23 protein-coding genes are annotated in these 22,661 nt (G+C 68.3%); 14 read left to right on the top strand and 9 right to left on the bottom strand.

Annotated elements, in window-relative coordinates; translation table 11 throughout:
• Nucleotides 1-57: 57 nt before the first annotated feature.
• Nucleotides 58-690 carry a uracil phosphoribosyltransferase gene (upp, locus tag HII28_RS16495; RefSeq protein WP_170026952.1) on the bottom strand — a complete coding sequence of 211 codons (633 nt, stop codon included), beginning with the start codon at nucleotides 688-690 and terminating at the stop codon, nucleotides 58-60.
• Nucleotides 691-785: 95 nt separating this feature from the next.
• Between upp and tadA the strand changes: the two genes are divergently transcribed.
• The gene (tadA, locus tag HII28_RS16490; RefSeq protein ID WP_346769374.1) at nucleotides 786-1,244 is read left to right on the top strand and encodes a tRNA adenosine(34) deaminase TadA; all 459 of its coding nucleotides are present in this window, start codon (nucleotides 786-788) and stop codon (nucleotides 1,242-1,244) included.
• Between the two features lie 86 nt (nucleotides 1,245-1,330).
• Here the strand turns inward: tadA and HII28_RS16485 are convergent, their stop codons facing one another.
• Nucleotides 1,331-1,996, bottom strand: a complete 666-nt coding sequence (locus HII28_RS16485) for an NAD(P)H-binding protein (RefSeq protein ID WP_170026951.1) — start codon at nucleotides 1,994-1,996, stop codon at nucleotides 1,331-1,333.
• Between the two features lie 188 nt (nucleotides 1,997-2,184).
• Between HII28_RS16485 and HII28_RS16480 the strand changes: the two genes are divergently transcribed.
• Nucleotides 2,185-2,781: a TetR/AcrR family transcriptional regulator gene (locus HII28_RS16480; protein WP_170026950.1), complete on the top strand. Its 597-nt coding sequence runs from the start codon at nucleotides 2,185-2,187 to the stop codon at nucleotides 2,779-2,781.
• Nucleotides 2,782-2,797: 16 nt separating this feature from the next.
• Here the strand turns inward: HII28_RS16480 and HII28_RS16475 are convergent, their stop codons facing one another.
• Nucleotides 2,798-3,784 carry a cation diffusion facilitator family transporter gene (locus HII28_RS16475; RefSeq protein WP_170026949.1) on the bottom strand — a complete coding sequence of 329 codons (987 nt, stop codon included), beginning with the start codon at nucleotides 3,782-3,784 and terminating at the stop codon, nucleotides 2,798-2,800.
• Between the two features lie 185 nt (nucleotides 3,785-3,969).
• Between HII28_RS16475 and proC the strand changes: the two genes are divergently transcribed.
• Together proC and HII28_RS16465 are read left to right on the top strand one after the other, a co-directional pair.
• On the top strand, nucleotides 3,970-4,812 hold the full coding sequence (gene proC, locus HII28_RS16470) for a pyrroline-5-carboxylate reductase (protein ID WP_170026948.1): 843 nt from the start codon (nucleotides 3,970-3,972) through the stop codon (nucleotides 4,810-4,812).
• Nucleotides 4,813-4,984: 172 nt separating this feature from the next.
• The gene (locus HII28_RS16465; RefSeq protein ID WP_170026947.1) at nucleotides 4,985-5,932 is read left to right on the top strand and encodes a hypothetical protein; all 948 of its coding nucleotides are present in this window, start codon (nucleotides 4,985-4,987) and stop codon (nucleotides 5,930-5,932) included.
• 117 nt (nucleotides 5,933-6,049) lie between these two features.
• Here the strand turns inward: HII28_RS16465 and HII28_RS16460 are convergent, their stop codons facing one another.
• The gene (locus HII28_RS16460) at nucleotides 6,050-6,718 is read right to left on the bottom strand and encodes a TrkA family potassium uptake protein (RefSeq protein ID WP_170026946.1); all 669 of its coding nucleotides are present in this window, start codon (nucleotides 6,716-6,718) and stop codon (nucleotides 6,050-6,052) included.
• The gene (locus tag HII28_RS16455) at nucleotides 6,711-8,159 is read right to left on the bottom strand and encodes a potassium transporter TrkG (RefSeq protein ID WP_170026945.1); all 1,449 of its coding nucleotides are present in this window, start codon (nucleotides 8,157-8,159) and stop codon (nucleotides 6,711-6,713) included. Before HII28_RS16455 ends, HII28_RS16460 begins: the two co-directional genes overlap by 8 nt.
• A 156-nt stretch (nucleotides 8,160-8,315) precedes the next feature.
• On the opposite strand from HII28_RS16455, the gene HII28_RS16450 reads away from it, so the two are divergent.
• The 4 genes from HII28_RS16450 to HII28_RS16435 all read left to right on the top strand — a co-directional run bounded on the left by HII28_RS16450 (nucleotide 8,316) and on the right by HII28_RS16435 (nucleotide 9,753).
• Nucleotides 8,316-8,747 (top strand): metalloregulator ArsR/SmtB family transcription factor, encoded by a 432-nt coding sequence (locus HII28_RS16450; protein ID WP_170026944.1) that lies wholly within the window; start codon nucleotides 8,316-8,318, stop codon nucleotides 8,745-8,747.
• Nucleotides 8,748-8,864: 117 nt separating this feature from the next.
• Nucleotides 8,865-8,963, top strand: coding sequence for an AURKAIP1/COX24 domain-containing protein (locus HII28_RS16445; protein ID WP_003792170.1), 99 nt, complete (start codon nucleotides 8,865-8,867; stop codon nucleotides 8,961-8,963).
• A gap of 221 nt (nucleotides 8,964-9,184) precedes the next feature.
• Nucleotides 9,185-9,454 carry a glutaredoxin family protein gene (locus HII28_RS16440; protein ID WP_346769373.1) on the top strand — a complete coding sequence of 90 codons (270 nt, stop codon included), beginning with the start codon at nucleotides 9,185-9,187 and terminating at the stop codon, nucleotides 9,452-9,454.
• The gene (locus tag HII28_RS16435) at nucleotides 9,451-9,753 is read left to right on the top strand and encodes a Dabb family protein (RefSeq protein WP_170026942.1); all 303 of its coding nucleotides are present in this window, start codon (nucleotides 9,451-9,453) and stop codon (nucleotides 9,751-9,753) included. The genes HII28_RS16440 and HII28_RS16435 overlap by 4 nt, the downstream gene beginning before the upstream one ends.
• 40 nt (nucleotides 9,754-9,793) lie before the next feature.
• On the opposite strand, the gene HII28_RS20355 is transcribed toward HII28_RS16435, so the two are convergent.
• Complete coding sequence (locus HII28_RS20355) at nucleotides 9,794-10,948, bottom strand: formylglycine-generating enzyme family protein (protein ID WP_240978327.1); 1,155 nt, start codon at nucleotides 10,946-10,948, stop codon at nucleotides 9,794-9,796.
• Between the two features lie 196 nt (nucleotides 10,949-11,144).
• Here HII28_RS20355 and HII28_RS16420 point away from each other — a divergent pair, with 196 nt between their 5' ends.
• A complete protein-coding gene (locus HII28_RS16420; RefSeq protein ID WP_170026941.1) occupies nucleotides 11,145-13,229 on the top strand; it encodes a hypothetical protein in 2,085 nt (694 codons plus the stop codon).
• 15 nt (nucleotides 13,230-13,244) lie between these two features.
• Here HII28_RS16420 and aspS read toward each other — a convergent pair whose 3' ends face one another.
• Complete coding sequence (gene aspS / locus HII28_RS16415) at nucleotides 13,245-14,609, bottom strand: aspartate--tRNA(Asn) ligase (protein ID WP_170026940.1); 1,365 nt, start codon at nucleotides 14,607-14,609, stop codon at nucleotides 13,245-13,247.
• A gap of 368 nt (nucleotides 14,610-14,977) precedes the next feature.
• Here aspS and HII28_RS19930 point away from each other — a divergent pair, with 368 nt between their 5' ends.
• The 5 genes from HII28_RS19930 to ccsB are packed head-to-tail and all read left to right on the top strand — an operon-like array spanning nucleotide 14,978 to nucleotide 20,022.
• Nucleotides 14,978-15,658, top strand: a complete 681-nt coding sequence (locus HII28_RS19930; protein WP_346769372.1) for a histidine phosphatase family protein — start codon at nucleotides 14,978-14,980, stop codon at nucleotides 15,656-15,658.
• Entirely contained in the window at nucleotides 15,655-16,275 is a 621-nt protein-coding gene (locus tag HII28_RS19925) for a TlpA disulfide reductase family protein (RefSeq protein WP_346769371.1), read from the top strand. The genes HII28_RS19930 and HII28_RS19925 overlap by 4 nt, the downstream gene beginning before the upstream one ends.
• 16 nt (nucleotides 16,276-16,291) lie before the next feature.
• A complete protein-coding gene (locus tag HII28_RS16405; protein ID WP_170026939.1) occupies nucleotides 16,292-17,095 on the top strand; it encodes a cytochrome c biogenesis protein CcdA in 804 nt (267 codons plus the stop codon).
• Entirely contained in the window at nucleotides 17,079-18,878 is a 1,800-nt protein-coding gene (locus HII28_RS16400; RefSeq protein ID WP_346769370.1) for a cytochrome c biogenesis protein ResB, read from the top strand. The genes HII28_RS16405 and HII28_RS16400 overlap by 17 nt, the downstream gene beginning before the upstream one ends.
• A 52-nt stretch (nucleotides 18,879-18,930) precedes the next feature.
• Nucleotides 18,931-20,022, top strand: coding sequence for a c-type cytochrome biogenesis protein CcsB (ccsB, locus tag HII28_RS16395; RefSeq protein WP_170027222.1), 1,092 nt, complete (start codon nucleotides 18,931-18,933; stop codon nucleotides 20,020-20,022).
• Nucleotides 20,023-20,098: 76 nt separating this feature from the next.
• On the opposite strand, the gene HII28_RS16390 is transcribed toward ccsB, so the two are convergent.
• Together HII28_RS16390 and HII28_RS16385 are read right to left on the bottom strand one after the other, a co-directional pair.
• Nucleotides 20,099-21,406 carry an MFS transporter gene (locus tag HII28_RS16390; protein ID WP_170026938.1) on the bottom strand — a complete coding sequence of 436 codons (1,308 nt, stop codon included), beginning with the start codon at nucleotides 21,404-21,406 and terminating at the stop codon, nucleotides 20,099-20,101.
• Nucleotides 21,407-21,615: 209 nt separating this feature from the next.
• Entirely contained in the window at nucleotides 21,616-22,641 is a 1,026-nt protein-coding gene (locus HII28_RS16385; RefSeq protein ID WP_170026937.1) for an o-succinylbenzoate synthase, read from the bottom strand.
• Nucleotides 22,642-22,661: the final 20 nt, after the last annotated feature.

The raw sequence follows: 22,661 nt of genomic DNA, 5'->3' as shown, positions 1-22,661 counted from the left end.
GGCGATCAAGGAAGGGCCCCGTCCGTGTGGACGGGGCCCCTCCTTCGCGCGGTGGATTCAGACCAGGCCGTAGAGCCGATCGCCGGCGTCGCCGAGTCCGGGAATGATGTATCCGTGCTCGTTGAGTCGTTCGTCGACTGCGCCGACGACGAGCGTCACATTGCGGCCCTCGGTGAGACGCTCGACGGCCTCGAGGCCTTCGGGGGCGGCCAGGATGCAGATGGCCGTGACATCCACGGCGCCGCGCTTGAACAGGAACTCGATCGCTGCGCTCAACGATCCGCCGGTGGCGAGCATCGGGTCGAGCACGAAGCACTGACGGTTGGAGAGGTCCTCAGGGAGACGTTCGGCGTAGGTCGTCGGCTGCAGCGTTTCCTCATTGCGGACCATCCCGAGGAAGCCGACCTCGGCCGACGGGACGAGCTTGACCATGCCCTCGAGCATGCCGAGTCCGGCCCGCAGGATGGGCACGACGAGGGGCTTCGGATCGGCCAGCGTCACGCCCGTCGTCGGCGCCACCGGAGTCTGGATGTCAATGGGTGCGACGCGCACCGAGCGGGTCGCCTCGTAGGCGAGCAGCGTCACGAGCTCCTCGACCAGCGCGCGAAAGGTGACGGCCGGCGTCTCGCGGTTGCGGAGCACCGTCAGCTTGTGGGTGACGAGGGGGTGGTCGGCAACGTGCACTCGCATAGGCTCAACCCTAGGCTGTGCCGGGCGGATCGCCGACGGCCGTCGCGATCCGATCGCTCGGCGCGTTGACTCAGCGCCAGGACCGAAGGGGAGTCGTGCCCACCATCGACCAGTCGGGATGGATGCATCGCGCCATCGCCGACGCACGTCTCGCCCTCGCCACGGGCGATGTGCCGGTGGCTGCGATCGTGCTCGACCGCGACGGAAGAGTTGTGGGCGCCGGCCGCAACGAGCGTGAGGCACGGCAGGATCCGACGGCTCACGCCGAGATATTGGCGCTGCGGGCGGCATCCGAGTCGACCGGCGACTGGCATCTGACGGATGTCACGCTCGTCGTCACGCTTGAGCCGTGCGTGATGTGCGCAGGCGCGATCCTGTCGGCACGCGTCCCCACGGTCGTCTTCGGCGCCTGGGACGAGAAGGCCGGTGCAGCCGGCAGCGTCTACGACGTGCTGCGCGACCGCAGGCTGAACCATCGCGTCGAGGTGTACGGCGGGGTGGAAGCGGATGCCTGCGCCGCCCTCCTCGAGGAATTCTTCGAGTCGCGCCGCTGAGGCGAGTCGACTCCCTCGCCGGCCGGTCTGTCGAGGTCGCTGAGCGCGGACGACCGGGCGATGTGCAGCTCCCGTCTCCGATCCCCTCAGGCGTCGATCTTCTGCCGCTGCGCCGCCCGTACCGGCTTCTTGCTGGCGACGGCGAACACGGTTCGCGGCGAAGCGTCGAGGGTGAGGTCGACAAGCGCTTCCGCCAGATCGGCGCGGTTCATCGTGAACAGGCCGCGCACGTTGAGCCGCTCCTGAGACACGTATCCGTTGGCCTCGCCGTCGCGCAGCATGGGCGGTCGCACGATGACCCAGTCGAGGTCGGATGCGCGCAGCAGGGCCTCGGCGTTCCTGGTGTCCGTGAACGGCTTGCGCAGGACCAGGCCGAGCAGCGGCTTCAGGATCGAGCGTGTGAACCAGCCGTCGCCATCCGTGGTGATCCCCGCGGCTGAGGTCATCACGAGGCGCCGGTGCCCTGCGCGCTGCATCGCGGCGAGATCGGTGCGGATGCCGTCGGCGAGCACCTCATCCCCGCTCGACGGACTGTGGCCGAGGGTGCTGATCACGGCACCCGCGTCTGCGATCCCGGTCGCGATGCCGTCGACGTCACCTGCGGATGCGGTCACAACGCGGACGCGTCTGGCGAGCTCGCCCAGTTTGTCCGGGGAGCGCACGATGGCTGTCACGTCGTGGCCTCTGGCCAGTACGGATTCGGCGACGAGGCGGCCGGTGCGGCCGTTGGCTCCGATGACGGCGATGCGCATCTGCGGTCTCCTTCGAGTTCATGGGGGTCGGATCGAGTTGGTTCGAAATCCTTACGGCCGATGGGGCTGGTCTCGATTCCCGCGACACGCGATTCGACCGCGGGTGAGTAAATGCTTACTCACCTGTACTGAGTGTAAGGTGAGTGAACACTCACCTGTCAAGGGTTTCATGGTGGAAAGGGGCGGATATGGCCGAGGGCGAGCCGAAGCCGCGTGGTCCGCGGGAGCGGATCCTCGACGCAGCGACTGCGGTTCTCACGGAGAAGGGTATCGGCGCCGCCACGACGAAGGAGATCGCCCGTGCTGCCGGCTACTCGGAGGCAATGCTCTACAAGTACTTCGACGACAAGTCGCGGCTGTTCGTCGCGGTGCTCGAGGAGCGGCTGCCGTCGTTCCGGGCGGTGATCGAGGACGACGAGACGAACGTGCGTCGTGCACTGGAACGTCTGGTCGAGACCCTGATGCGCTTCTACGTCGCGTCGTTCCCGATCTCGGTCTCCATCTTCAGCTCCCCCGACCTGCTCGCCGCCCAACGCCGGATGGCAAGCGCGAACGGCACCGGACCGGCTGCGCCCCAACGATCCGTGCGGGCCTACCTGGAACGGCAGCGCACCGCAGGACGTCTGCCGGCCGACCTCGATGCCGATGCCGTCGCCACCCTCCTCACAGGTGCTGCCCTCCACGCGGCGTTCCTCACCGTGTTCGACGGACGTGATGCCGTCGTGCGTCCTCGCGCGACGGCGCGCGCACTCGTCGCGGCAGTGCTGCCCGCCGACGTGGCCTGACCGGGGAGCGCCGGCCTCAGTCCTCGCCCTTGATGACGATCGTCTCCGTCGGCGGAGCCGGCTGGTCGTCGTGGAAGACATCCGGCTCGAGGTAGATCACTCCGGCCACCGGTACCGCGTCGCGGATGCGTGCTTCGATCGCGTCGATCGAGGTGGCGACGTCCCGGAGCGCACGCGACGCCGGCTGTGCGATCTTGGCCGCGACCATGAGCTCGTCCGGCCCGAGGTAGAGGGTCTTCAGATGGATCACCCGGTCGGTCTCACCGCCCGAGAGGATCGCGTTCTGGATGGCCGCGACATCCGCGTCGCTCGCACCCTCGCCGACCAGGAGGCTCTTGGTCTCCATGCCGAGCACGATGGCCACGACGACGAGCAGGGCGCCGATGCACACGGTGCCGATGCCGTCCCAGACGCCGTTGCCGGTCAAGATGGCCAGGCCGACGCCGATGAAGGCGAACGTGAGGCCGGTGAGCGCTGCGACGTCCTCGAGCAGCACGATCGGCAACTCGGGTGCCTTGGCGCGGCGCACGAATGCGACCCACGACCGCGTGGTCTTGTGCGGACGCGACTCGCGGATGGCCGTGCGCAGCGAGAAGCTCTCCAGCCCGATCGAGATGACCAGCACCAGCAGCGGCAGCCACCAGACCTCGATCGGATGCGGGTTCGCGATCTTCTCGATGCCCTCGTAGATGGAGAACACGCCACCGACCGAGAACAGGATGATCGACACCACGAACGCGTACACGAACCGCTCGCGGCCGTACCCGAACGGATGTTCGGTGTCCGGCCGCCGCTTCGCCCGCCGTCCCCCGATCATCAGCAGCACCTGGTTGCAGGAGTCGGCGAGGGAGTGGACGCCCTCCGCGAGCATGGACGATGACCCGGAGAACGCCCACGCGATGAACTTCGTCAGTGCGATTCCGAGGTTCGCCGCGAAGGCCGCGAGGATCGCCTTCGTGCTGCCCTCGGCGTGATCCGCCGTCTGGTGGTCCGCCTCGGTCATGCGCTCAATCCTAGGGCGGGCTCGAGCTGGGAGCGGAGGCCCGGTGGGCCTCCACCGCGACGCCGGCGCCGAGGCAGGTGTGCTGCCGAGAATGGCCGGATCAGGCCGCCGGTCGAGCGTGTCGAACCCCGTTCCGGTGGGGTGCGCGACTAGCGGTTCGGTATGCGAACCATAGGCTTGAGACCATGAGCGAAAAGGTCGTCGAACTGCCCAAGATCGCCGTGCTCGGCGCCGGATCCATGGGTCGCGCCATTCTGAGCGGCCTCCTGCAGCCGGGTGTTCACGTCGACGGCGGGATCGTGGTGACCAACAGGAGCGCGACACGCGCCGCATCCCTCGAGCACACGGACGGAGTCGTCGCGCTGTCCACCGAGGAGCATCCGGAGGCGAACCGCACCGCCGTCGCCGGTGCCGGGATCGTGCTCGTCGCGGTCAAGCCCGCCATGGTGCCCGATCTGCTCGCCGAGGTCGCGGACTCCGTCGAACCAGGGGCCATCGTCGTGAGCGTGGCCGCCGGGGTGACCGTCGCCCGCTTCGAGGCGCTCCTGCCGGCATCCGTCGCAGTGGTGCGATCGATGCCCAACACACCGGCCATCGTCGGCAGGGCGGTGACGGGTGTGAGCGCGGGCACCCGAGCGACGGACGAGCAGCTCGCCCTGGTTCGCACGTTGTTCGAGACCGTCGGCACCGTCGTTGAGGTGCCGGAGTCTCAGCTCGACGCGCTCAGCACGATCTCCGGATCGGGTCCGGCTTACGTGTACCTCCTGATCGAGCAGCTGACCGCGACGGCCATCGACAAGGGCTTCTCGCCCGAGCAGGCGGCGGAACTCGTGAACGGCACGTTCATCGGTGCCGCCCACCTGCTCGAGGCATCGGATGCGACTCCTACCGAGCTGCGCATCCAGGTGACCAGCCCGAAGGGCACGACGGAGCGTGCTGTCGCGGTGCTGCAAGACGCCGACCTGAAGGCGGTCTTCGACCGCGCGACGGACGCAGCTCTCGCCCGCGCGGTGGAACTGGGAGCGTAAGCCGTGTCCGGCCCCGCCGCGACCCCGGCGGCGGCCGTCTCGACGGTCGGTAAGGCCAAGGAGTTCGCCGCCTGCTGACCCGGCCCCGGGCTCTGGCGGCACACAGCATTCTCGAACACTCCTCGTACACGGCGCTGACCGCACGTTGCCCGGTGGTTGCTGGGATCGACACGTGACCGACGACGAGACCCGCCCGTTGCCCACCCTCCCGTTCGACGATGACGACCAGGCGCTTCCCTGGCTGTTCGATGACAACGAGCCGACCGCGCCATCACCGCGTGCATGGTGGGCGTTCGGACGACGTCGCACAGAGATCTCCGCCGATGGCGGCCCGACACCGGTCGCGGCGCACGGAGGCGGCACAGGGCCGACGAGCCCGTTCGACGCGTCCCCCGAAGCGGATGCCCAAGGCATGGACCCGACCGTCCCGTTCGCCCCCATTTCGGCGACCCGCTCGGCGTCCTACGGCTCGTCGGTGGAAGCCGTCGGCACGACCGCGCTCGGTGATGCTCCGACGGCCGTTCTCGAGGCGTCGGTGCGCGAGGCGCCGACCGCGTCGTTCGGCCCGCTGGCCAGTGGCGTCGGCTTCGCGGACGTCGTCGGCAGCGCACCGGCGCCGGTGTCCGACGATCCGATCGCGCGCAGGTACCGGGGGCTCACGCGCCGACGGTTCTGGTGGACGATCGTCGGCGTCGTCGTGGTCGCCATCGTGGTCGTCGCGTCGTTCGTCGGTATCGGGATGCTCCGCGGCGCCATGTCCACCACGAGTCCGATCGCCGAAGGCGGCGTTCCTGTCGTGGGGCACACGCCCGTCGCCACCGCGGTCCGCGGTGCGGTGGCCGCCCACCATGTCATGCGCGGCGTCATCCTGTCCCGCACGACGGACACACTCCGGATCCGTCGCGAGTCTGGCGGATCCGTCACCGTGCGCATCACGCCGCAGACGCAGTTGGGCACGACGAAGGCGCCGCTCGATGCGGCACAGCTCGTGCCAGGGACGCGGATCGTGGTCGTCGGGAGCGCCCCATCCGGTGGTGTCCGACTCGCGCAGCGGATCACGCTGATGTCCACGGCAACCTCGACCGCGAAGTCGGCGAGTGAAACGGCCAGCGACGGTTGAGCTCGTCCGAACCCGGACGAGGTGGTTTCTGCACGCTCGACAGCGGGCAGTGGCTCGAGCAGCGGCAGTGGCTCAAGAGACGGGGGCGCGGCTCTACCGGCGGGCCGCTCGCCCGCCTCAGTCCAATGCCGCGAATCGCTCCACGTCCGAGCTGGCACCGGACACGATGATCAGATCGTGGTCGCTGACCACGGTGTCCGGCGTGGCGTAGGTGAAGGGTTTGCCCGGCGACTTCACGCCGACGACCGTGATGTCGTACTTGCGCCGCACCTCGGATTCCGTCAGCGAGATGCCCCTGATCACCTTCGGCGGATACATCTTCACCAGCACGAAGTCGTCGTCGAACTCGATGAAGTCGAGCATCCGTCCGGCGAGCAGGTGCGCGATCCGCTCGCCCGCCTCGGCCTCCGGATAGATCACGTGGTTCGCCCCGATGCGCTGAAGGATCGTGCCGTGCGACTTGGAGATCGCCTTCGTCCAGATCTGCGGGATGCCGAGATCCACGAGGTTCGCGGTGATCAGCACGGATGCCTCAACCGACGACCCGACGGCGACAACGGCTATCGAGAAGTCCTGCGCCCCGATCTGGCGCAGGGCGTCGACGGAACGAGCATCCGCCTGCACCGTGTGCGTGATGCGCTCCGACCATTTCTGCACGAGGTTCTGGTCGGTGTCGACGGCGAGCACCTCGCGGTCGAGCCGGTCGAGTTGCCCGGCGGTCGCGGCTCCGAACCGACCGAGGCCGATGACGAGCACGGGTGCGTCGTGTCTGATGCGATCAGCCAACGATCGGCCTCTCTTCCGGATGCTGGTAGTACTGCCCGCGCTGCGATTGCGCGAGCGCCGCGGCGAGGGTCACTGTACCCACGCGACCGAGGAACATCGTGATGGCGAGTACGTAGACGGCGGCCGTAGGCGCATGCTGCGTCAGCCCTGTCGACAGCCCGCACGTCGCGAAGGCGCTGATCACGTCGAACAACACGTGGTCGAGCGAATCCCGCGTGATCGCAAGGACCGTCACGGTCGAGACGGCGACGATCGTCGCGCCCCAGAGCACGACGCTGACGGCGACGCGAAGCACATCCGTCGGGATGCGACGCCGGAACGCCTCCATCGAGTCGACGCCGCGCGCCTCGGCGAGGGCAGCGAGGAACAGCACGGCGAGTGTCGTCACCTTGATGCCGCCCGCGGTCGACGCGGATCCGCCGCCCACGAACATGAGCATGTCGGTGACCATCAGAGACGAGGTGTGGAGGTGGTCGATGTCGACCACGGAGAACCCGCCAGACCGCGCCATCGCCGACATGAAGAGGGACTGGAACGCGGCGTCACCGGCGCCGCCGGGGCTGAGCGTTCGCGGATTCCCCACTTCGAGTGCGAAGTAGAGCACCCAGCCGGCCACCAGGAGCAGGGCGAAGGTGACGAGCGTCAGCTTCACGTGCAGGGTCCAGAAGCGACGCCGCACGTTGCGCCTCAGGTTCTGTGCGATCGCGTAGATGACCGGGAATCCGATGGCGCCGGCGATGACGCCGACCATCAGCGCGGTGAGGAACACGTAGTCCGTGGCGAATGGGGTCAGTCCTGATTCGTTCGGCGTGAATCCGGTGTTCGTGAACGCCATCGCCGAGTAGTAGAGGGAGTTCAGCGAGCTGTCGTACAGGCTGAAGCCGTGGGCGAGCATCCGCGGGAAGAGGACGAGGGCGACCACCAGCTCGATGAAGACCGCACTGAGTGCCACGGTGCGCAGCAGGCTGCCTATCTCGCCGAGACGGATCGCCTGACCCTCGGCGACCGGGCCGGCGTGCGCGCGCAGCGGGTTGCTGTCGCTGGCGGCGATGAGCTTGGCGCGCAGCCCGAGCTTGCGCGAGATGACCATGCCGAGGATGGATGCCAGGGTCAGCACGCCGACGCCCCCGATCTGCACGCCGACGTAGACGACCACGTGCCCGAAGGCAGACCAGTGCTCCGCCATGTCGACCGTCGACAGCCCCGTCACGCAGATGACGGACACCGCTGTGAAGAACGCGTCGGCGAGCGGCGTGCCGGTGCTCCCGGCGGCGGAGAACGGCAGCGAGAGCAGCAGGGTGAACAGCAGGATCAACGTCGTGAACACGATCAATGCGAACCGGGACGGACTCGATCCGGAGAATTCGTTCACCCGCAGCTGCACGCGTCCCCACCAGGTGGCGGGCATGAGGTGCCGCGACGCCTGTGCCGTAGCGCGCATCGGCCGCCTCTCGTCGCGAACTCGTCGCGGTCGATGGTAGCGCGCCCCATTGCGGCGGCCTGGGCTGCGCGCCGCGTGCCGCTCGCGGCATGGATGTGCGCGACGGATGCCGCTACGGGCATGGTGCCACCGGCATCCGACCAGTAGCCTGGGGAGATGCCGGACATCTTTGACATCGTCGCGGATGCCACACGGCGCGACATCCTGCGCGTGCTCCTCGATGCCTCAGAGGACACGGACGACGGGGAGATCAGCGTCTCCCAGATCGTCGGGGAACTGGAGCTCAGTCAGCCCACCGTGTCGAAGCACCTCAAGGTGCTGCGCGAGGCGGGGCTCGTCGCCGTGCGTGAAGAGGGACAGCACCGCTATTACCGCATCGACGTCACGCCCCTCGAGGAGATCGAGGACTGGCTCATGCCGTTCGTGAGCGGTGAGTTCGATATCTCCGACATCGACGTGAGCGCTGTCGTGGCTGGGCTGAAGGACGAGACCAAGGAGTTCGCGGAACAGATGGGCAAGGTGTTCGCCGACACCAGCCATCGCGTCTCCAATGTCGTCGACCGCGTGCGCCCGAAGCGCAAGCGTTAGCCCGCCGCGATACCACAGCCGACGCACGCTGGCCCGTCGGCGCCCCGGCGGATGGTAGACTGGGCGATCGTGCTGCCGTGTGCCGCGCAGCATCCCGAAATACTTTGTGAGGTCTTTGTGGGTTCGGTTATCAAGAAGCGTCGCAAGCGCATGGCGAAGAAGAAGCACCGCAAGCTGCTTCGCAAGACGCGCCACCAGCGTCGCAACAAGAAGTAGCACGAACGAGCGTCGGGTTCGCCCGACGTTTCTTCGCGTCTCAGCGCCGGGTTTCGACCCGGCGCTTTTGCGTGCGCCGGCGCCTTTCGGGTTCCGTCTCGCTGGCAGAAATGTCCAACGCCTGGCGTCGCGATGCGCATTCTCCGTCGTTCGAACGCCCTCCCGTGCGGTGCACGGGTGCGGCGCGGAACCGTAGTGGCACACGCCCTAGGCTGGACGCCGTGCCCGACGTGCAACTCACCCTCATCGGCAAGCCAGGATGCCACCTCTGCGACGACGCACGGGAGGCGATCCGTCAGGTGACCGAGACGCTTCCGGATCCGTCCCGCGTCGGCATCGAGGAACGATCAATCCTCGACGAGCCCGAGCTGTTCGATCGCTACGCAGACGAGATCCCGGTCGTACTCATCGACGGCCGCCAGCACACCTATTGGCGTGTGGACAAGGAGCGGCTGACCGCCGCCCTCACGAAGAACCTGGAGGAACGATGACCCTTCGTCACGTGGTGACCTGGAAGGTCGCAGGCGACACCGAGCAGGAACGGGACGCCATCAAATCCGAGTTCCGAGACCGGCTGCTGTCGCTGCCGCCTCAGATCGACGTGATCCGGTCGTTCGAGGTCGGGCTCAACGATGCCGGCGCGGCCGACAACTTCGACGTCGTGCTGGTCTCCGAGTTCGATGACGAGGATGCGTTGCAGCAGTACATCGTGCATCCGGTGCACCAGGAAGTGGTCGCGTTCGTGCGTGCGAACACAGTCGGCCGCGCCGGAGTCGACTACATCCTCTGAACGGTCGCGTCCACTCGGCCTTGGCCGGCGAGACACCGGATCAGCTGGCGCAGCGGAATCCGATGTGCGTCGTCGAGGAGTCCTCGGTCTCGGGGGAGCGGGCGGCTGGCCGGTAACGCAGGCAGTACTCCGGCGCACAGAGGTGCGATCCACCCTTGAGGGTGCGGCGCGGGATGCCGGACCCGGGTTCGGCGCTGGCGGACTTGCGGGCATCCTCCTCGGCGGATGCGACCGGTCGCCGTGTCGATTCCGGCTGCGCGGCTGCCTGCGGCCGCATCGAGCCGCTCGGCCCGCACGCGCATTCGGCGTCGTGTGCGGTACCCGTCTCCGGATGGTCGTGGCCATGCCCGCTGTGGTCGTGACCGTCGTGGGGCCCATGACCGGGGTGACCAACGCCATCGTGCCCGTGCTCGTGGTGCGCTTCGTGACCGGCATCGCCGTGGGCGTGATCGACACTCACGTCCGTGAGTCCCAAGGATCGTGACGCCGCGACGTCGTGCCGCGGCGAGTAGTACGTGGAGGTCCACTCCCAGACGTTCCCGATCATGTCGACGAGTCCGTAGCCGTTGGCCGGGAAGGTGCCGACCGGCGACGTGCCGACCCAACCGTCAGCCCCGGTGTTGAGGTACGGGAAGCGACCCTGCCAGCTGTTGGCCATGAGGCGCCCGTCGAGCCGCGGCTCGTCGCCCCACGCGTAGGTCAGGCCGTCGGGGGCGCCGCCGCGGGCGGCGAACTCCCACTCCTGTTCCGTCGGCAGACGCTTGCCGGCCCAGGCGGCGTAGGCGAGGGCGTCCTCGTACGCGACCTGCACGACAGGATGTTCCTCCCGGCTCTCGATCGACGACGACGCACCGAACGGATGCCGCCAACTCGCTCCTGCACCCCATGCCCACCATTGCCGCCAGTCGCCGAGGTTCACCGGACCGCGGGTCGGCGTGAAGACGAGGCCACCAGGGATGAGGTCTGCGGGATCCGCGCCGGGGAAGTCGGCCGGATCCAGCGGACGCTCGGCCACGGTGACGTAGCCGGTGTCCGCAACGAACTGAGCGAACTGAGCGTTGGTCACGGGATGACGATCCAGCTCGAATTCCTCGACGTGCACCTGGTGCACCGGACCCTCGTCCGCATAGAAGCGGTCGGAGCCCATCAGGTAGTCGCCAGCGGGGATGAGCACGAGGTCGGTCAGCGTCGGCATGCGTCGATGCTAGGCCGTGTTGCGCGAAGGGGTGCGACGCGGCATCCGCTCATCCTCGACGGGTCGAGGGTCGTCCCTATGCTGGTGCCATGGTCCCGGATGCTGCGCCCAGCCTGCCGAGCGGCGGCGTCCGTTGTTCCTTCCGCAGGCCGCGTGCCGTCGGATCCGGGACTGTCCGCACGACGCGCACCACCGCATGAGCGCGCCAGAGCCTGACGTCGAACAGACTCCCGCACCGCAGCTGCCGCCGTGGTTGCGGCGACCGCGCAGACCGCTCGGATGGGTCGGGCTGTCGGTGATGGTGGCCGTGGCATCCATCGTGATGCTCGCACTGGGCCTGGTGGCTGCGGTCGTGGCGGTCGTGGCGTGGGCGGTGCGCGGGCTCATCTGGATCGTGATGACGGTCGCGGACTTCGCGTGGTATCTGCTGCGCGGGTTGCGTGCGCGACCCTATCCGTTCGCATTGCGTCCGCCCTTCGGCCGTGCGGCGCGTGCCACAGCCGTGAACGACGCGTGGGTGTCCACTCTTCCGAGGCTCATCGGGCTTGCCGCGCGGACTGCCGGCTTCCTCTTCGCACCGCTGGCCCTGCTGGCCTCCCTTGTCGGGATCGTGCTGCCTCGGCTGCGTGCACGTCCCTACGTGGCGGTGTTCAACGTGCCGTCGCTGGAGACCAAGCTCATCGGCCTCGGCCGCAACCTCGGGTACTTCGACGACGGCCGGGCCGTCTCGGTGATGCCGTACGACGAGTTCCTGCACGTCACGTTCCCTCAGCGTGCCGACTTCCTGACGTGGTGGCGCGACGAGAGCGATTCCGGTCCGTTCCGTCCCGCGGAGGCCAAGTGGAACACGCCTCGCCACTTCTCCGGACTCACGCTCGGTCCGTTCCCGGATGTTCTGGGACTGCCGGGTCTGGCGCTGACGGCCATGCGTCGCACGCGGATCGGCGGGCTGCGCGAGCTGTTCATCTCGCAGCGCGAGATCGACGACCTCGGCGATCCCGACCTCGACGACCGCGCGGACGTCGCGGTGATCCGCGTCGTGCGGGTGGATGACGTCGCCGACGGCGGGGATGCTTCGCAGAGCCCGTCCCCCGGTGAGCCCGCGGCCGGTGAGGACCAGGCGGTGCCGTCCGACGTGCCCGGCGGCGCTCCGCCGACGCCGGGAGCAGCGGATACGCGCGCCGGCGTGCGCTGGATCGTGCAGTTGCCGAGCACCCAGACGTGGCATCCGCGAGCCGGCCGAGCCCCGAACGACCTCACGGCCGACTTCGTCGCGCTGTCGATGCACGAGACCACGCTCACGCGTGCTGCGGTGCAGGCGATGCGGCAGGCCGGCATCCGTTCAGGGGAGCCAGTGCTCGTCGCGGGATTCAGCCTCGGTGGCATGGTCGCCACGCAGATCGCGGATCTGGCCGAGCGCGAGCACTTCACGGTGACCCACCTGGTGACCGCCGGATCCCCGATCGGCCGCTACCGGCTGCCGCGCACCATCAGGGTGCTGTCGCTGGAGCACATCCTCGATACGGTACCGCGGCTCGAGGCGCGGGAGAATCCGATCGTCGTGCCGCACGACGGGGTCGTCGTGCACCGATCGGGACCGGATGCCGGTGAATGGATCACCGTGAAAGCCGGCCCGCCACTGCCGCGGGGCTATCGCATCGCGGCGACGCACCATTCGCCGAGCTACGCCGAGACCGCGGGATCCATCGAGACCGAGCCGCCAGCGCAGGTCGTCGCAGACTATGTGGACGGCATCCGCCCGTTCTTCGCCGGAGCCCAGCGGATCTCGGACTTCGCAGCGCGCCGCGTCGGAATCGACGTGCCACGCCCCGCGGTCCCCATCTACTTCCACTCGACTGTGGACGACGGCGTGACGCGGGACGAGCTGCGCGTCACGCTGCGGCGTGTGCCGGGCGTGATCGCCGTGGACATCTACCAGTCGCGCACCGGATTTCCGACCGCCATCCTGTGGAGCGCCGACGTGCTCGTGCGCAGCCTGCGGCCGTGGTTCCAGGACGTGGGGCGGGCATCCGTCTATCGCGGGCTGCTCACGCTGCTGGCACGCGAGCGGGGGATCGGGCTGCACCTGCGCCTGCAGGCCAAGCGCACGCCCGGGGTCACGTGGGAGGGCACGCTGCAGCGGATGGCGGACGGCCGCTGGCGCGAGCGCGTCGACGTGAGCTTCGATTCGGATGAGGCGCGCGACGAGTGGGGACCGCTGCTGCTCCCCGGCGGATGGGCGTCGAAGGTGACGTACTACGACGCCGACGCCTTCGCCTGAACGCGCCCGCCGTGCCTACGGCTTGAGGCGCGTCGGTCCGCGGAAGAGGAACGTGACTTCGCGGATCGACTGCTCGCCGAGCAGCAGCATCAGCACACGGGCGAGGCCCATGCCGAAGCCGCCGTGCGGCGGGATCCCGTAACGGAAGAAGTCGAGGTAGGACTCCAGCCCTTCCAGCTCGAGGCCCTTCTTCACGGCCTGCTTCTCGAGCACGTCGATGCGGTGCTCGCGCTGGGCACCGGTCGTGATCTCGACGCCGTTGTAGATGAGGTCGTAGCTCTTCGTGAGCCCGGTCTCCTCGTCGACCATGTGGTAGAAGGGCCGGATCGACAGTGGGTAGTCCGTGAGGAACACGAAGTCGTGGCCGTAGGTCTCCTTGACGTATGCGGAGATCTGGCGCTCGCCTTCCGGGTCCATGTCGCCGTCTTCGCGGGGAACCGTGTAGCCGCGCTGCTTGACGATCTCGAGCGCCTCGGCGAGCGGGATGCGCGGGAACGGCGTCGCAGGCACCACGACGTCGACGCCGAACGCGGCGAGGATCTCCTCGCCGTGCTTCTCCTTGACCGCGCTCAAGCCGGCGACAAGCAGCCCTTCCTGCATGGCCATGACGTCTTCGTGCGAGTCGATCCAGCTCATCTCGGCGTCCACGCTCGTGAACTCCGTTGCGTGGCGCGAGGTGAACGACGGGTCGGCGCGGAACACCGGCGTGATCGCGAACACCTTGCCGAGACCGGCGGCCTGCGCCATCTGCTTGAAGTGCTGCGGGCTCTGCGCCAGGTAGGCGGTGCCCATGTCGAAGTAGTCGAGCTGGAACAGCTCGGCGCGGGACTCCGATGGCGTCGCCATGAAGGTCGGAGTGTGCACCTCGACGAATCCGTTGTCGATCCACCAGGTGCGCCAGGCGTGCTCGAGGGTGGTCTGAATGCGGAAGATGAGATTGTTCTTCGGCTGACGAAGGTCGATGAACCGGTAGTCCAGGCGCTTGTCGAGCGCGGAGTCGGCAGCGATCGGCAGCTCAGGGTGCGCGGAGGTCTCGACGGTGAGCGACTGGATCTTCACCTCGATGCCGCCGAGCTTCACGCGCTCGTCGTGCTTCAGCTCGCCGGTCACGGTGACGAACGAGCCGAGTGTCAGCGACGAGATCGTCTCGGCGACGTCATCCGTCACGCTCACACCGATGGGCTCGTCTGCGGACGTCTCCACCACCTCGACGGCGGGCGCCGCCGCTCGCGGGTGCACGAGCTGCACATCGCCCGACTCATCGCGCAGGATGACGAACTGCACCTTCTTCTGATCCCGAACGGTCTCGACCCATCCGGAGACGGTGACGGGGCCGTCCGGCAGGGCGGCGAGGTTCTTGACGAGTACGCGGGAAGTCACCACAAGATTCTAGGTGCGATTGAGGTGAGGGACGGGCGAGCTCGCTCGTCCGTCCGAGCCGATTGAGCACCTGAGCGGCGAACGCCGCGATCGGCGCCTCCCACCTCATCACCCGGAATGGGGAGACCTCCCCATCCCCAGACGATGCTCCGACGCGCTAGATTCGCGATCACGGCGCGGAGCCCAGGGGGGAGGCTCCGCGTACGTCAGCTCGTCGCATCCGCGTCGCGGTGGCATCGGATGCGCGTAAAGAGGCGTGTAGGGGGAGCGCCGCATCACCGTCCCCGGCGGAAACCCATCGGCTCCTCGGTGGCTCTGCTCGCACCTTCAGCGAATTCACCGACGCCGGATCCGTAAACTTGGGTTCCGTGGCAGCTTCCCAAGTGCATCTCGTCCGACACGGCGAGGTGCACAATCCCGACGGCATCCTCTATGGCAGGATGCCCGGCTTCCACCTCTCCGAGCTCGGACGCAGCATGGCGCAGACCGCGGCCGACGATCTCGTTGCTCGGCGCCGTCCGGTCGCGGCCGTGATCGCTTCTCCGCTGCAGCGCACGCAGGAGTCCGCGTCGCCGATCGCGACGGTCTACGGCCGCCCAATCGAGACGGACGCGCGTCTCATCGAGCCGGCGAACCACTTCGAGGGCAAGGTCATGTCCGACGCCCTGCGCAACCCGCTCAACTGGCCGTGGCTGGTCAATCCGCTGCGGCCGAGCTGGGGCGAGGCCTATCGGTCCATCGAGGAGCGGATGCTCGCGGCCATCCATGCCGCGTTCGATCGCGTCGAGCGCATCCCGGTTTCGTCCGGCGAGTCTGGTGCAGCCGCCGATCTCGGCGCGGACGCCGTGCTGGTCAGCCACCAACTGCCCATCTGGATCGCCCACCTCTCCGTCGCGGGCGAGCGTTTCGCGCACGATCCACGCACCAGGCGGTGTTCGCTCTCCAGCATCACCACGTTCGAGCGCCGCGGCGGACAACTCGTCGAGGTCGGCTACGCCGATCCGGCGTTCGCCCTTTCGGATGCGTCGACCGATGTGGGGGCCGTGTGAGCGTCGCAACCAACGGTGCCAGGGGGCGCCGCATCCTCGCCGTGGCCGCCGCGCTCCTCGCCGTCGGTGCGGTGCTCACCGGATGCACCAACGATGCCCTGGCCAAGCAGTACACGTCGGGAGACGACAAGAACTACATCGCAGGCAGCGGGGTCACAGAGCTGAAGCCCGCAGACCGCGCTGCTCCCGTGCACTTCTCGGGCGAGACCGAGAGCGGAGACACGTTCTCCTCGAAGTCGGCGCTCGGCGACGTCGTGGTCGTCAACTTCTGGTACGCGGGATGCCCGCCGTGCCGCGCCGAGGCATCCGACCTGACGAAGATCGCGGCCCAGTACAAGGCGAAGGGCGTGCAGTTCATCGGGGTCAACACTCGCGACTCCGCGACGACCGCGCAGTCGTTCGACGCCGAGTTCAAGATGGACTACCCGTCGATACTCGATGTGGACGGCGGTGCCGTGCAGCTCGCGTTCAGCGGATCGATGCGCCCCAACGCCACGCCGACGACCTTCGTCATCGACAAAGAGGGCCGGATCGCTGCTCGCATCGCTGGCGACATCGCGGCGCAGCCCTCGACGCTCACGACGCTGATCAACTCAACACTCGCCGAGGGCAACTAGTGGGCGCGGTCGCCTGATGGACATCGGGAACTTCGTAGCGTCCGCACCCCTGCTGCTGACCGTGCCGGTCGCGCTGTTGGCCGGGTTGATCTCGTTCGCGTCGCCGTGCATCCTGCCGCTCGTGCCCGGCTACCTCGCCTACATCGGCGGTTTCACCGGGGAGACGGCATCCGCTGCAGCGGTCGCCGGCGTCTCGGGCGGCGCGACGGGAACGGCGACCAAGACGGCCGTCGACCGGACGGGCCGCAACCGGCTGGTGCTCGGAGTCGCCCTGTTCGTGCTCGGATTCGCGGCCGTCTTCGTGCTCACCGGTTTCGTGTTCGGGGCGCTCGGCTTCTGGATGATCGAGTGGCGCGATCTGCTGACCCGCATCGCCGGCGTCGTACTGATCCTGCTCGGACTCGTGTTCGTCGGCCAGTTCACGTTCCTGCAGCGCACGTTCAAGCCGCAGTGGCGTCCGCTCACCGGTCTGGCCGGGGCGCCGCTGCTCGGCATCATCTTCGCGATCGGCTGGAGTCCGTGCACGGGGCCCACCCTCGTGGCGATCGAGTCGATGAGCTATTCGAGCGGATCAGCGTGGCAGGGCGCCGTCCTTGCCCTCTTCTACGCGCTCGGCCTCGGCGTGCCGTTCGTGCTCATCGCGCTCGGCCTCGGCTGGGCGTCCGGGGCGGTCGCCTTCATGCGGCGGCACATCCGCGTCATCAACGTGGTCGGCGGTGCGCTGCTCATCGCCATCGGCATCCTGATGGTCTCCGGAGTCTGGAACCAGTGGATCATCGCGCTCGCGGGGGTGATCCCGAGCTTTGGAACAGCACTCTGACACCGAGACGCTGCCTGACACGGGTCGCGACGGAATCGCCGACGACGCGGCGAACGCCGGCACCGCAACCGCCAAGAACGCCGCCCGCGCGGAGCGCGCCAAGGCCAAGCGGGCCCAGGCCCGCAGAGACAGCCGGCCCTCCGGCCATGTCGACACCCCGGATGCCGACGATCTGACCCAGCCGAAGCTCGGCTTCGTCGGCTGGATGCGCTGGTTCTGGCGACAGCTCACCAGTATGCGGACGGCCCTCTTCCTGCTGCTTCTGCTGGCCGTCGCAGCCGTGCCGGGATCCCTCGTGCCGCAGCACCTTTCCGATCCGAACGGTGTCGTGGAGTGGCAGCAGAAGCACCCGACGCTGTATCCGATCATGGACAAGCTCCAGGTCTTCGACACGTACACGTCGGTATGGTTCTCGGCGATCTACCTCCTGCTGTTCATCTCCCTCGTCGGCTGCGTGGTGCCGCGCATCAAGCACCACTTCGAGGCACTCAAGGCGAAGCCGCCGCGCACTCCAGCTCGGCTGCAGCGCATGGCCGGATACCGGGTGCGGGTGCTCAGAGGCGCTGTGGCATCCGACGGGAGCCCTGTGGACGCGCTCGCCGCGCGGCAGGCCGCCGTGAGTTCGGCGCAGAAGTTGCTCAAGGCATCCGGATACCGCACCGTCGTGGTCGAGACGGGGAAGGACGCCTCGGTGTCGGCCGAGCGCGGATACCTGCGCGAGACCGGCAACATCGTGTTCCACGCGGCGCTCGTCGGCATCCTGCTCGCGGTCGGCGTCGGCGGTGGATTCGGATTCACCGGTCAGCGGATCGTCGTCGACGGCCAGAGCTTCGTCAACACGCTCGTCAACTACGACTCCTTCAACCCCGGTCGTTTCGTCGACACGAGCTCGCTCGCGCCCTACTCGCTGAAGCTCGACGGGCTCGACGTGAAGTACGACACGACGAACCAGAACGCCCTCGGCTCACCGCTCGATTACACGGCGCACGTCACGACGACCGAGAACGGCACGGCCAGCACCCGCACGATCAAGGTGAACGAGCCTCTCGGCATCGGCGGCACGAACGTGTACCTGCTCGGCAACGGATACGCCCCCGTCATCACCGTGCGCGACCCGAGCGGCAAAGAGGTCTTCCACGACGCGATCCCGTTCCCGTCGCAGGACGCGAACATGACATCGCAGGGTGTCATCAAGGTGCCGGACGGCCTCAAGCAGCAGCTCGGCATGATCGGATTCTTCTATCCGACTGCGACGAAGCTGTCGACGGGCGCGTACGCGTCGAGCTTCCCCGATACGAGGAATCCGATGCTCGGCCTCACGATCTACCAGGGCGACCTCGGCCTCGACACGGGCGTCCCGGTCTCCGTCTACACACTCGACATCGACAAGATGAAGCAGATCGCCGGTCCCGGTACTGCGTCCAAGGCGCTGGACCTCAAGCCTGGCGAGACCCAGCAGCTCCCGAACGGCCTCGGCTCCGTCACCTTCGACGGCGTGAAGCGGTTCGCGAGCCTCGACATCCATCACGACCCCACGCAGCTCTGGGTACTGCTGTTCGCCGTGCTCGTGCTCGGCGGCCTGCTCACCTCGCTGTTCGTGCCGCGGCGACGGCTGTGGGTGAAGGCCATCAGCCAGAGCGACGGATCGCTGCGGCTGGAGTACGCGGGGCTCGCCCGCGGTGAGGATCCGCGGCTCGACGACGCCGTGACATCCATCGCGGACAAGCACATCGCGCAGTTGACCGGCAAACCGGCCGGTCAGCGGACGCATCAGACGACGTAGGATTCTTGACATCGTGCTCGACACTCTCTCGCAGATCTTCATCTATGCGGCCATGGGCCTCTATGCCGTGGCGTTCGTCTTCTTCGCACTCGACCTCGCGCGCCGAAGTGCGCGAGCAACGATCCCTGCATCCGTGCCCAGCGCCGTTTCACGTCGTTCTGCTGCGACCGAAGACGTGCTCTTCGTCGAAGCGGGCGATGCCGGTGCTGCGGGTGCCGCATCCGGCCGAACCGGTGCAGCGGATGCCGCTACCACCGCGACCGCGACGGTCACCGCGACCCGCGCCGCGGCCTCCGGCGGCTCGGGCGGCCGTTCCGGCTCTGCCGCCATCGCCCGCCTGACGTCGCGGATCGAAGACGACGTGCACGGCGACCGCGTCACTTCGACGAGCCTGCGGGTGGCGATGGTCGTCACCATCGTCGGATTCTCGACCCACCTCCTCGCGGACCTCTTCCGTGGGCTTGCGGCCGGGCGCGTGCCATGGGCCAACATGTGGGAATTCTCGATGACGGGCACGCTCATCATCGTCGGCATCTTCCTGCTCGCCAACCTGCGGTTCGACGTGCGCTACCTCGGCACGTTCGTGCTCTTCCTCGTCTGCATCCTGCTGATGATCGCCACGACCAAGTACTACGTACCCGTCGTGCCGCTGCCGCCGGCGCTGCAGTCGTACTGGCTCGTCATCCACATCATGGTGGCGCTGCTGGCGACGGCCTTCTTCGCGCTCGGATTCGCGCTCTCGGCCGCGCAGCTTCTCCAGGTGCGGCGCGAGCACCAGGTCGCCCAGGACAAGCCGACGCAGCTCCGCTTCCTGGCGACGCTGCCCAAGTCGGACACGCTGGAGAACCTGGCATACCGCATCAACATCGTCGGATTCATCTTCTGGACCTTCACGCTCATCGCCGGAGCCATCTGGGCGGAGAAGGCGTGGGGCCGCTACTGGGGCTGGGACACCAAAGAGGTCTGGACGTTCATCATCTGGGTCATCTACGCCGGATACATCCACGCTCGCGCCACCCGCGGTTGGCGCGGTACCCGGTCGGCGTGGCTGGCGCTCATCGGCTTCAGCGCCGTCATGTTCAACTTCGGCGTGGTGAACGTCTTCTTCCACGGCCTGCACTCGTACAGCGGCCTGACGTCGTAGGCGTCGGGTCGCCCGGGCACTGAGACGGGCCTCACCGGGCGCTGCCCCGGAGTGCGTCCCTGCGGAGCGCTGATCCTCAGTCGACCGTGATGCCGGCCGTTGGGCACGGTCGGTTCTCCGCGCCGTCACGGCGTGGCGCGCCCCCGTTCGAGGCCGCATCGGTCGAGGTCCGCCGGCCGGCGAGGGCAGCGACGACGATCGTCGCCACAGCGAGCAGGAGGAGCAGCGGCCCGACGATGTCGAGTCCGGTGCGCAGTCCGAGCCCCGTTGCCAAAACGCCGAGTCCGACCGAGGTCAGCACCTGACCGACGTACGCGACCAGGTAGACCATCGAAAGCGTGCCTGCGCGGTGCCGAGGTGCGGCATTCGCGGCGATGAGTCCGAGTCCGCCGAGGAACAGCACACCGCTCGAGCCGCCGAAGAGCAGCGACGCGGCGATGAAGAGCGGGAGCGAGGATTCGTAGGCGCTCGCCACCAGGGCGATGACGGCCAGGGCCCCGAGGACACCGCCGAGGACGGCGGCGGCGCGGGGCGGCATCCGGCGCAGCGCGATCGACACCACGCCGCTGATCGCCGCACCGATCGCGAGTACCGCACCGGCGATGAACGCGTTGTCGGTGTGCAGCACGTCCTTCACGATCTGGGCGCCAAGCGAGATGAAGACCGAACCGACTGCGAAGCTCAGCGTGATCGCGAGGGCAGCGATGGCGAGGATGCCCCTGATCGCCTTGGGCACGTGGATGGGCCGAGGCCGCCACGGTGCCAGCGATTCGTCCCGCACGTGACGGGGGAGGAGTACGGCGGCCGCAGCGACGACCACAATGAATCCGAGCAGCACCCAGAAGGTCAGTGCGCGGGGAGCGGGGCCGTACTGCACGAGCAGGCCGCCGACGACCGTGGCCAGCGTCAGGCCGACCGCGATGGCTGCCGTGTTGACGCTGCTGGCCCGCTTGCCCGTGCGGTCGAGTTCCACGAGTGCGGCGCCCGCCGGGCTCAGCGAGAGCCCGACGCCGAGCCCCTGGAACACGCGGCCGACGAACAGCCACTCCACGCTGGGCGCGAGCGCGAACACCAGAACCCCCGTCGCAATGGATGCGAGTCCGATGAGGATCGACGTGCGGCGGCCGATGTGGTCAGACAGATCGCCGAGGAGCAGCAGCACGACGATGAGCACGATGGGATACACGGCGAAGACCGACGTCGTCACCGCAGGGGACAGCTGCCACGCGCGTTCGTACAGCGGATAGACCATCGCGGGGGATCCGCTGGCCCAGAGAGCGGTCACGATGACGGCGGCCGCCGTCCAGAAGGCGAAGGTGGTCCTGCCGCGGTTCTCCACGACAATGAGCCCGGTGGTGCGGGGTGGTGCGTCGACGTCAGCCATGCGCTGGTCCCTTCGAAGACGGGGACCCGCCCCGTCGTGATCGACCGGCGCCGTTGCCGCGTGATCACAACAACTTGCCTCGCACCACCGACATTCCCGCGATCGGCGATTGCGCCATGCGATCCCTCTGCAGAACGTGCGAGAGCGCCGCGGATGCACAGGTGCGGTCGCGTGAATCCGGGTCGCGTCCGCGGCGAAGCGGGCGCGGCTCAAGGACGCTCGGCGGCGCCTCGCTGTTCGAGCACGCGGTAGGCGCGCTCCACGCGGGCCAGCCACCAGTCGCGGCGGTCGGCATCCGCCGCGTGGTCGGCGAGCAGGCTCGCGTCCACCTCGACACGGCGCACCGGGATGGCGCCGTCGACCGGTGTCAGGGGCTCGCGCGTGACATCGGCAGCGAGGAGTGCGGCGGTGCCGAGCCCGCAGTCGTAGTCGAGACGCGGAACGGAGGCCGCGAGCATGGCGCCCATGGCGAGCCCCACCGAGGTGTCGATGGCGCTCGACACCACAACGGGCAACCCGGCCAATGCGGTGATCTCGAGAGCGGACCGGATGCCGCCCAACGGCTGCGCCTTCACGATCAGCACGTCCGCGGCGCCGGCTCGCGCAACGGCTAGCGGATCCGACGCCTTGCGCACGCTTTCGTCGGCAGCGATCGGGATGCCCATGTACTTCACGCGACGGCGGACCTCGGCGAGATCCTCAACGGTCGGGCACGGCTGCTCGACGTATTCGAGGTCGTACGGTGCCAGCGCGTGGATGGCGTGCTCGGCCTCGTCCACATTCCAGAGGGTGTTCGCGTCGACCCGGATGCGCCCCTCGGGTCCGAGCACGTCGCGCGCCGCGGCGACGCGGGCGATGTCATCCGCGAGTTGCTGGCCCGGCTCGGCCACCTTGACCTTCGCGGTCCGGCAGCCCGGGTAGCGCGCCAGCACGGATGCGACATCCGCTGCCGCGACGGAAGGAACGGTCGCGTTGACCGGGATGCTCTCGCGCAGCACCTCCGGATCCTCGCCCCAGCCGAAGTCGATCGCGGCGGCCAACCAGGCCGCGGCCTCTTCGTCGTCGTACTCGACGAACGGTGAGAACTCCGTCCAGCCGCGGGGCCCGCGGGTCAGCAGCGCCTCGCGTACGGTGATGCCCCGGAACTTCGTGACCATCGGAAGCGCGACGACGCTCGCGTCCGCGAGCAGATCGGCGAGCGGCGGGAGGTCGGCTGCGGGGAGTTGCGCTGGCATCCACTCAGTGTTGCACCGCG

This window comes from Planctomonas sp. JC2975 (assembly GCF_012985205.1).
Taxonomy (GTDB): domain Bacteria; phylum Actinomycetota; class Actinomycetes; order Actinomycetales; family Microbacteriaceae; genus Humibacter.
This window is presented reverse-complemented; position numbering and strand designations above follow the sequence as displayed.

Excerpts from the sequence above, each read along its gene's own strand:
- upp (WP_170026952.1), bottom strand. The coding sequence starts at position 690 with ATGCGAGTGCACGTTGCCGACCACCCCCTCGTCACCCACAAGCTGACG.
- HII28_RS16485 (WP_170026951.1), bottom strand. The coding sequence starts at position 1,996 with ATGCGCATCGCCGTCATCGGAGCCAACGGCCGCACCGGCCGCCTCGTC.
- HII28_RS16480 (WP_170026950.1), top strand. The coding sequence starts at position 2,185 with ATGGCCGAGGGCGAGCCGAAGCCGCGTGGTCCGCGGGAGCGGATCCTC.
- HII28_RS16475 (WP_170026949.1), bottom strand. The coding sequence starts at position 3,784 with ATGACCGAGGCGGACCACCAGACGGCGGATCACGCCGAGGGCAGCACG.
- proC (WP_170026948.1), top strand. The coding sequence starts at position 3,970 with ATGAGCGAAAAGGTCGTCGAACTGCCCAAGATCGCCGTGCTCGGCGCC.
- HII28_RS16455 (WP_170026945.1), bottom strand. The coding sequence starts at position 8,159 with ATGCGCGCTACGGCACAGGCGTCGCGGCACCTCATGCCCGCCACCTGG.
- HII28_RS16450 (WP_170026944.1), top strand. The coding sequence starts at position 8,316 with ATGCCGGACATCTTTGACATCGTCGCGGATGCCACACGGCGCGACATC.
- HII28_RS16435 (WP_170026942.1), top strand. The coding sequence starts at position 9,451 with ATGACCCTTCGTCACGTGGTGACCTGGAAGGTCGCAGGCGACACCGAG.
- HII28_RS20355 (WP_240978327.1), bottom strand. The coding sequence starts at position 10,948 with ATGCCGACGCTGACCGACCTCGTGCTCATCCCCGCTGGCGACTACCTG.
- HII28_RS16420 (WP_170026941.1), top strand. The coding sequence starts at position 11,145 with ATGAGCGCGCCAGAGCCTGACGTCGAACAGACTCCCGCACCGCAGCTG.
- HII28_RS16405 (WP_170026939.1), top strand. The coding sequence starts at position 16,292 with ATGGACATCGGGAACTTCGTAGCGTCCGCACCCCTGCTGCTGACCGTG.
- ccsB (WP_170027222.1), top strand. The coding sequence starts at position 18,931 with ATGGGCCTCTATGCCGTGGCGTTCGTCTTCTTCGCACTCGACCTCGCG.
- HII28_RS16390 (WP_170026938.1), bottom strand. The coding sequence starts at position 21,406 with ATGGCTGACGTCGACGCACCACCCCGCACCACCGGGCTCATTGTCGTG.
- HII28_RS16385 (WP_170026937.1), bottom strand. The coding sequence starts at position 22,641 with ATGCCAGCGCAACTCCCCGCAGCCGACCTCCCGCCGCTCGCCGATCTG.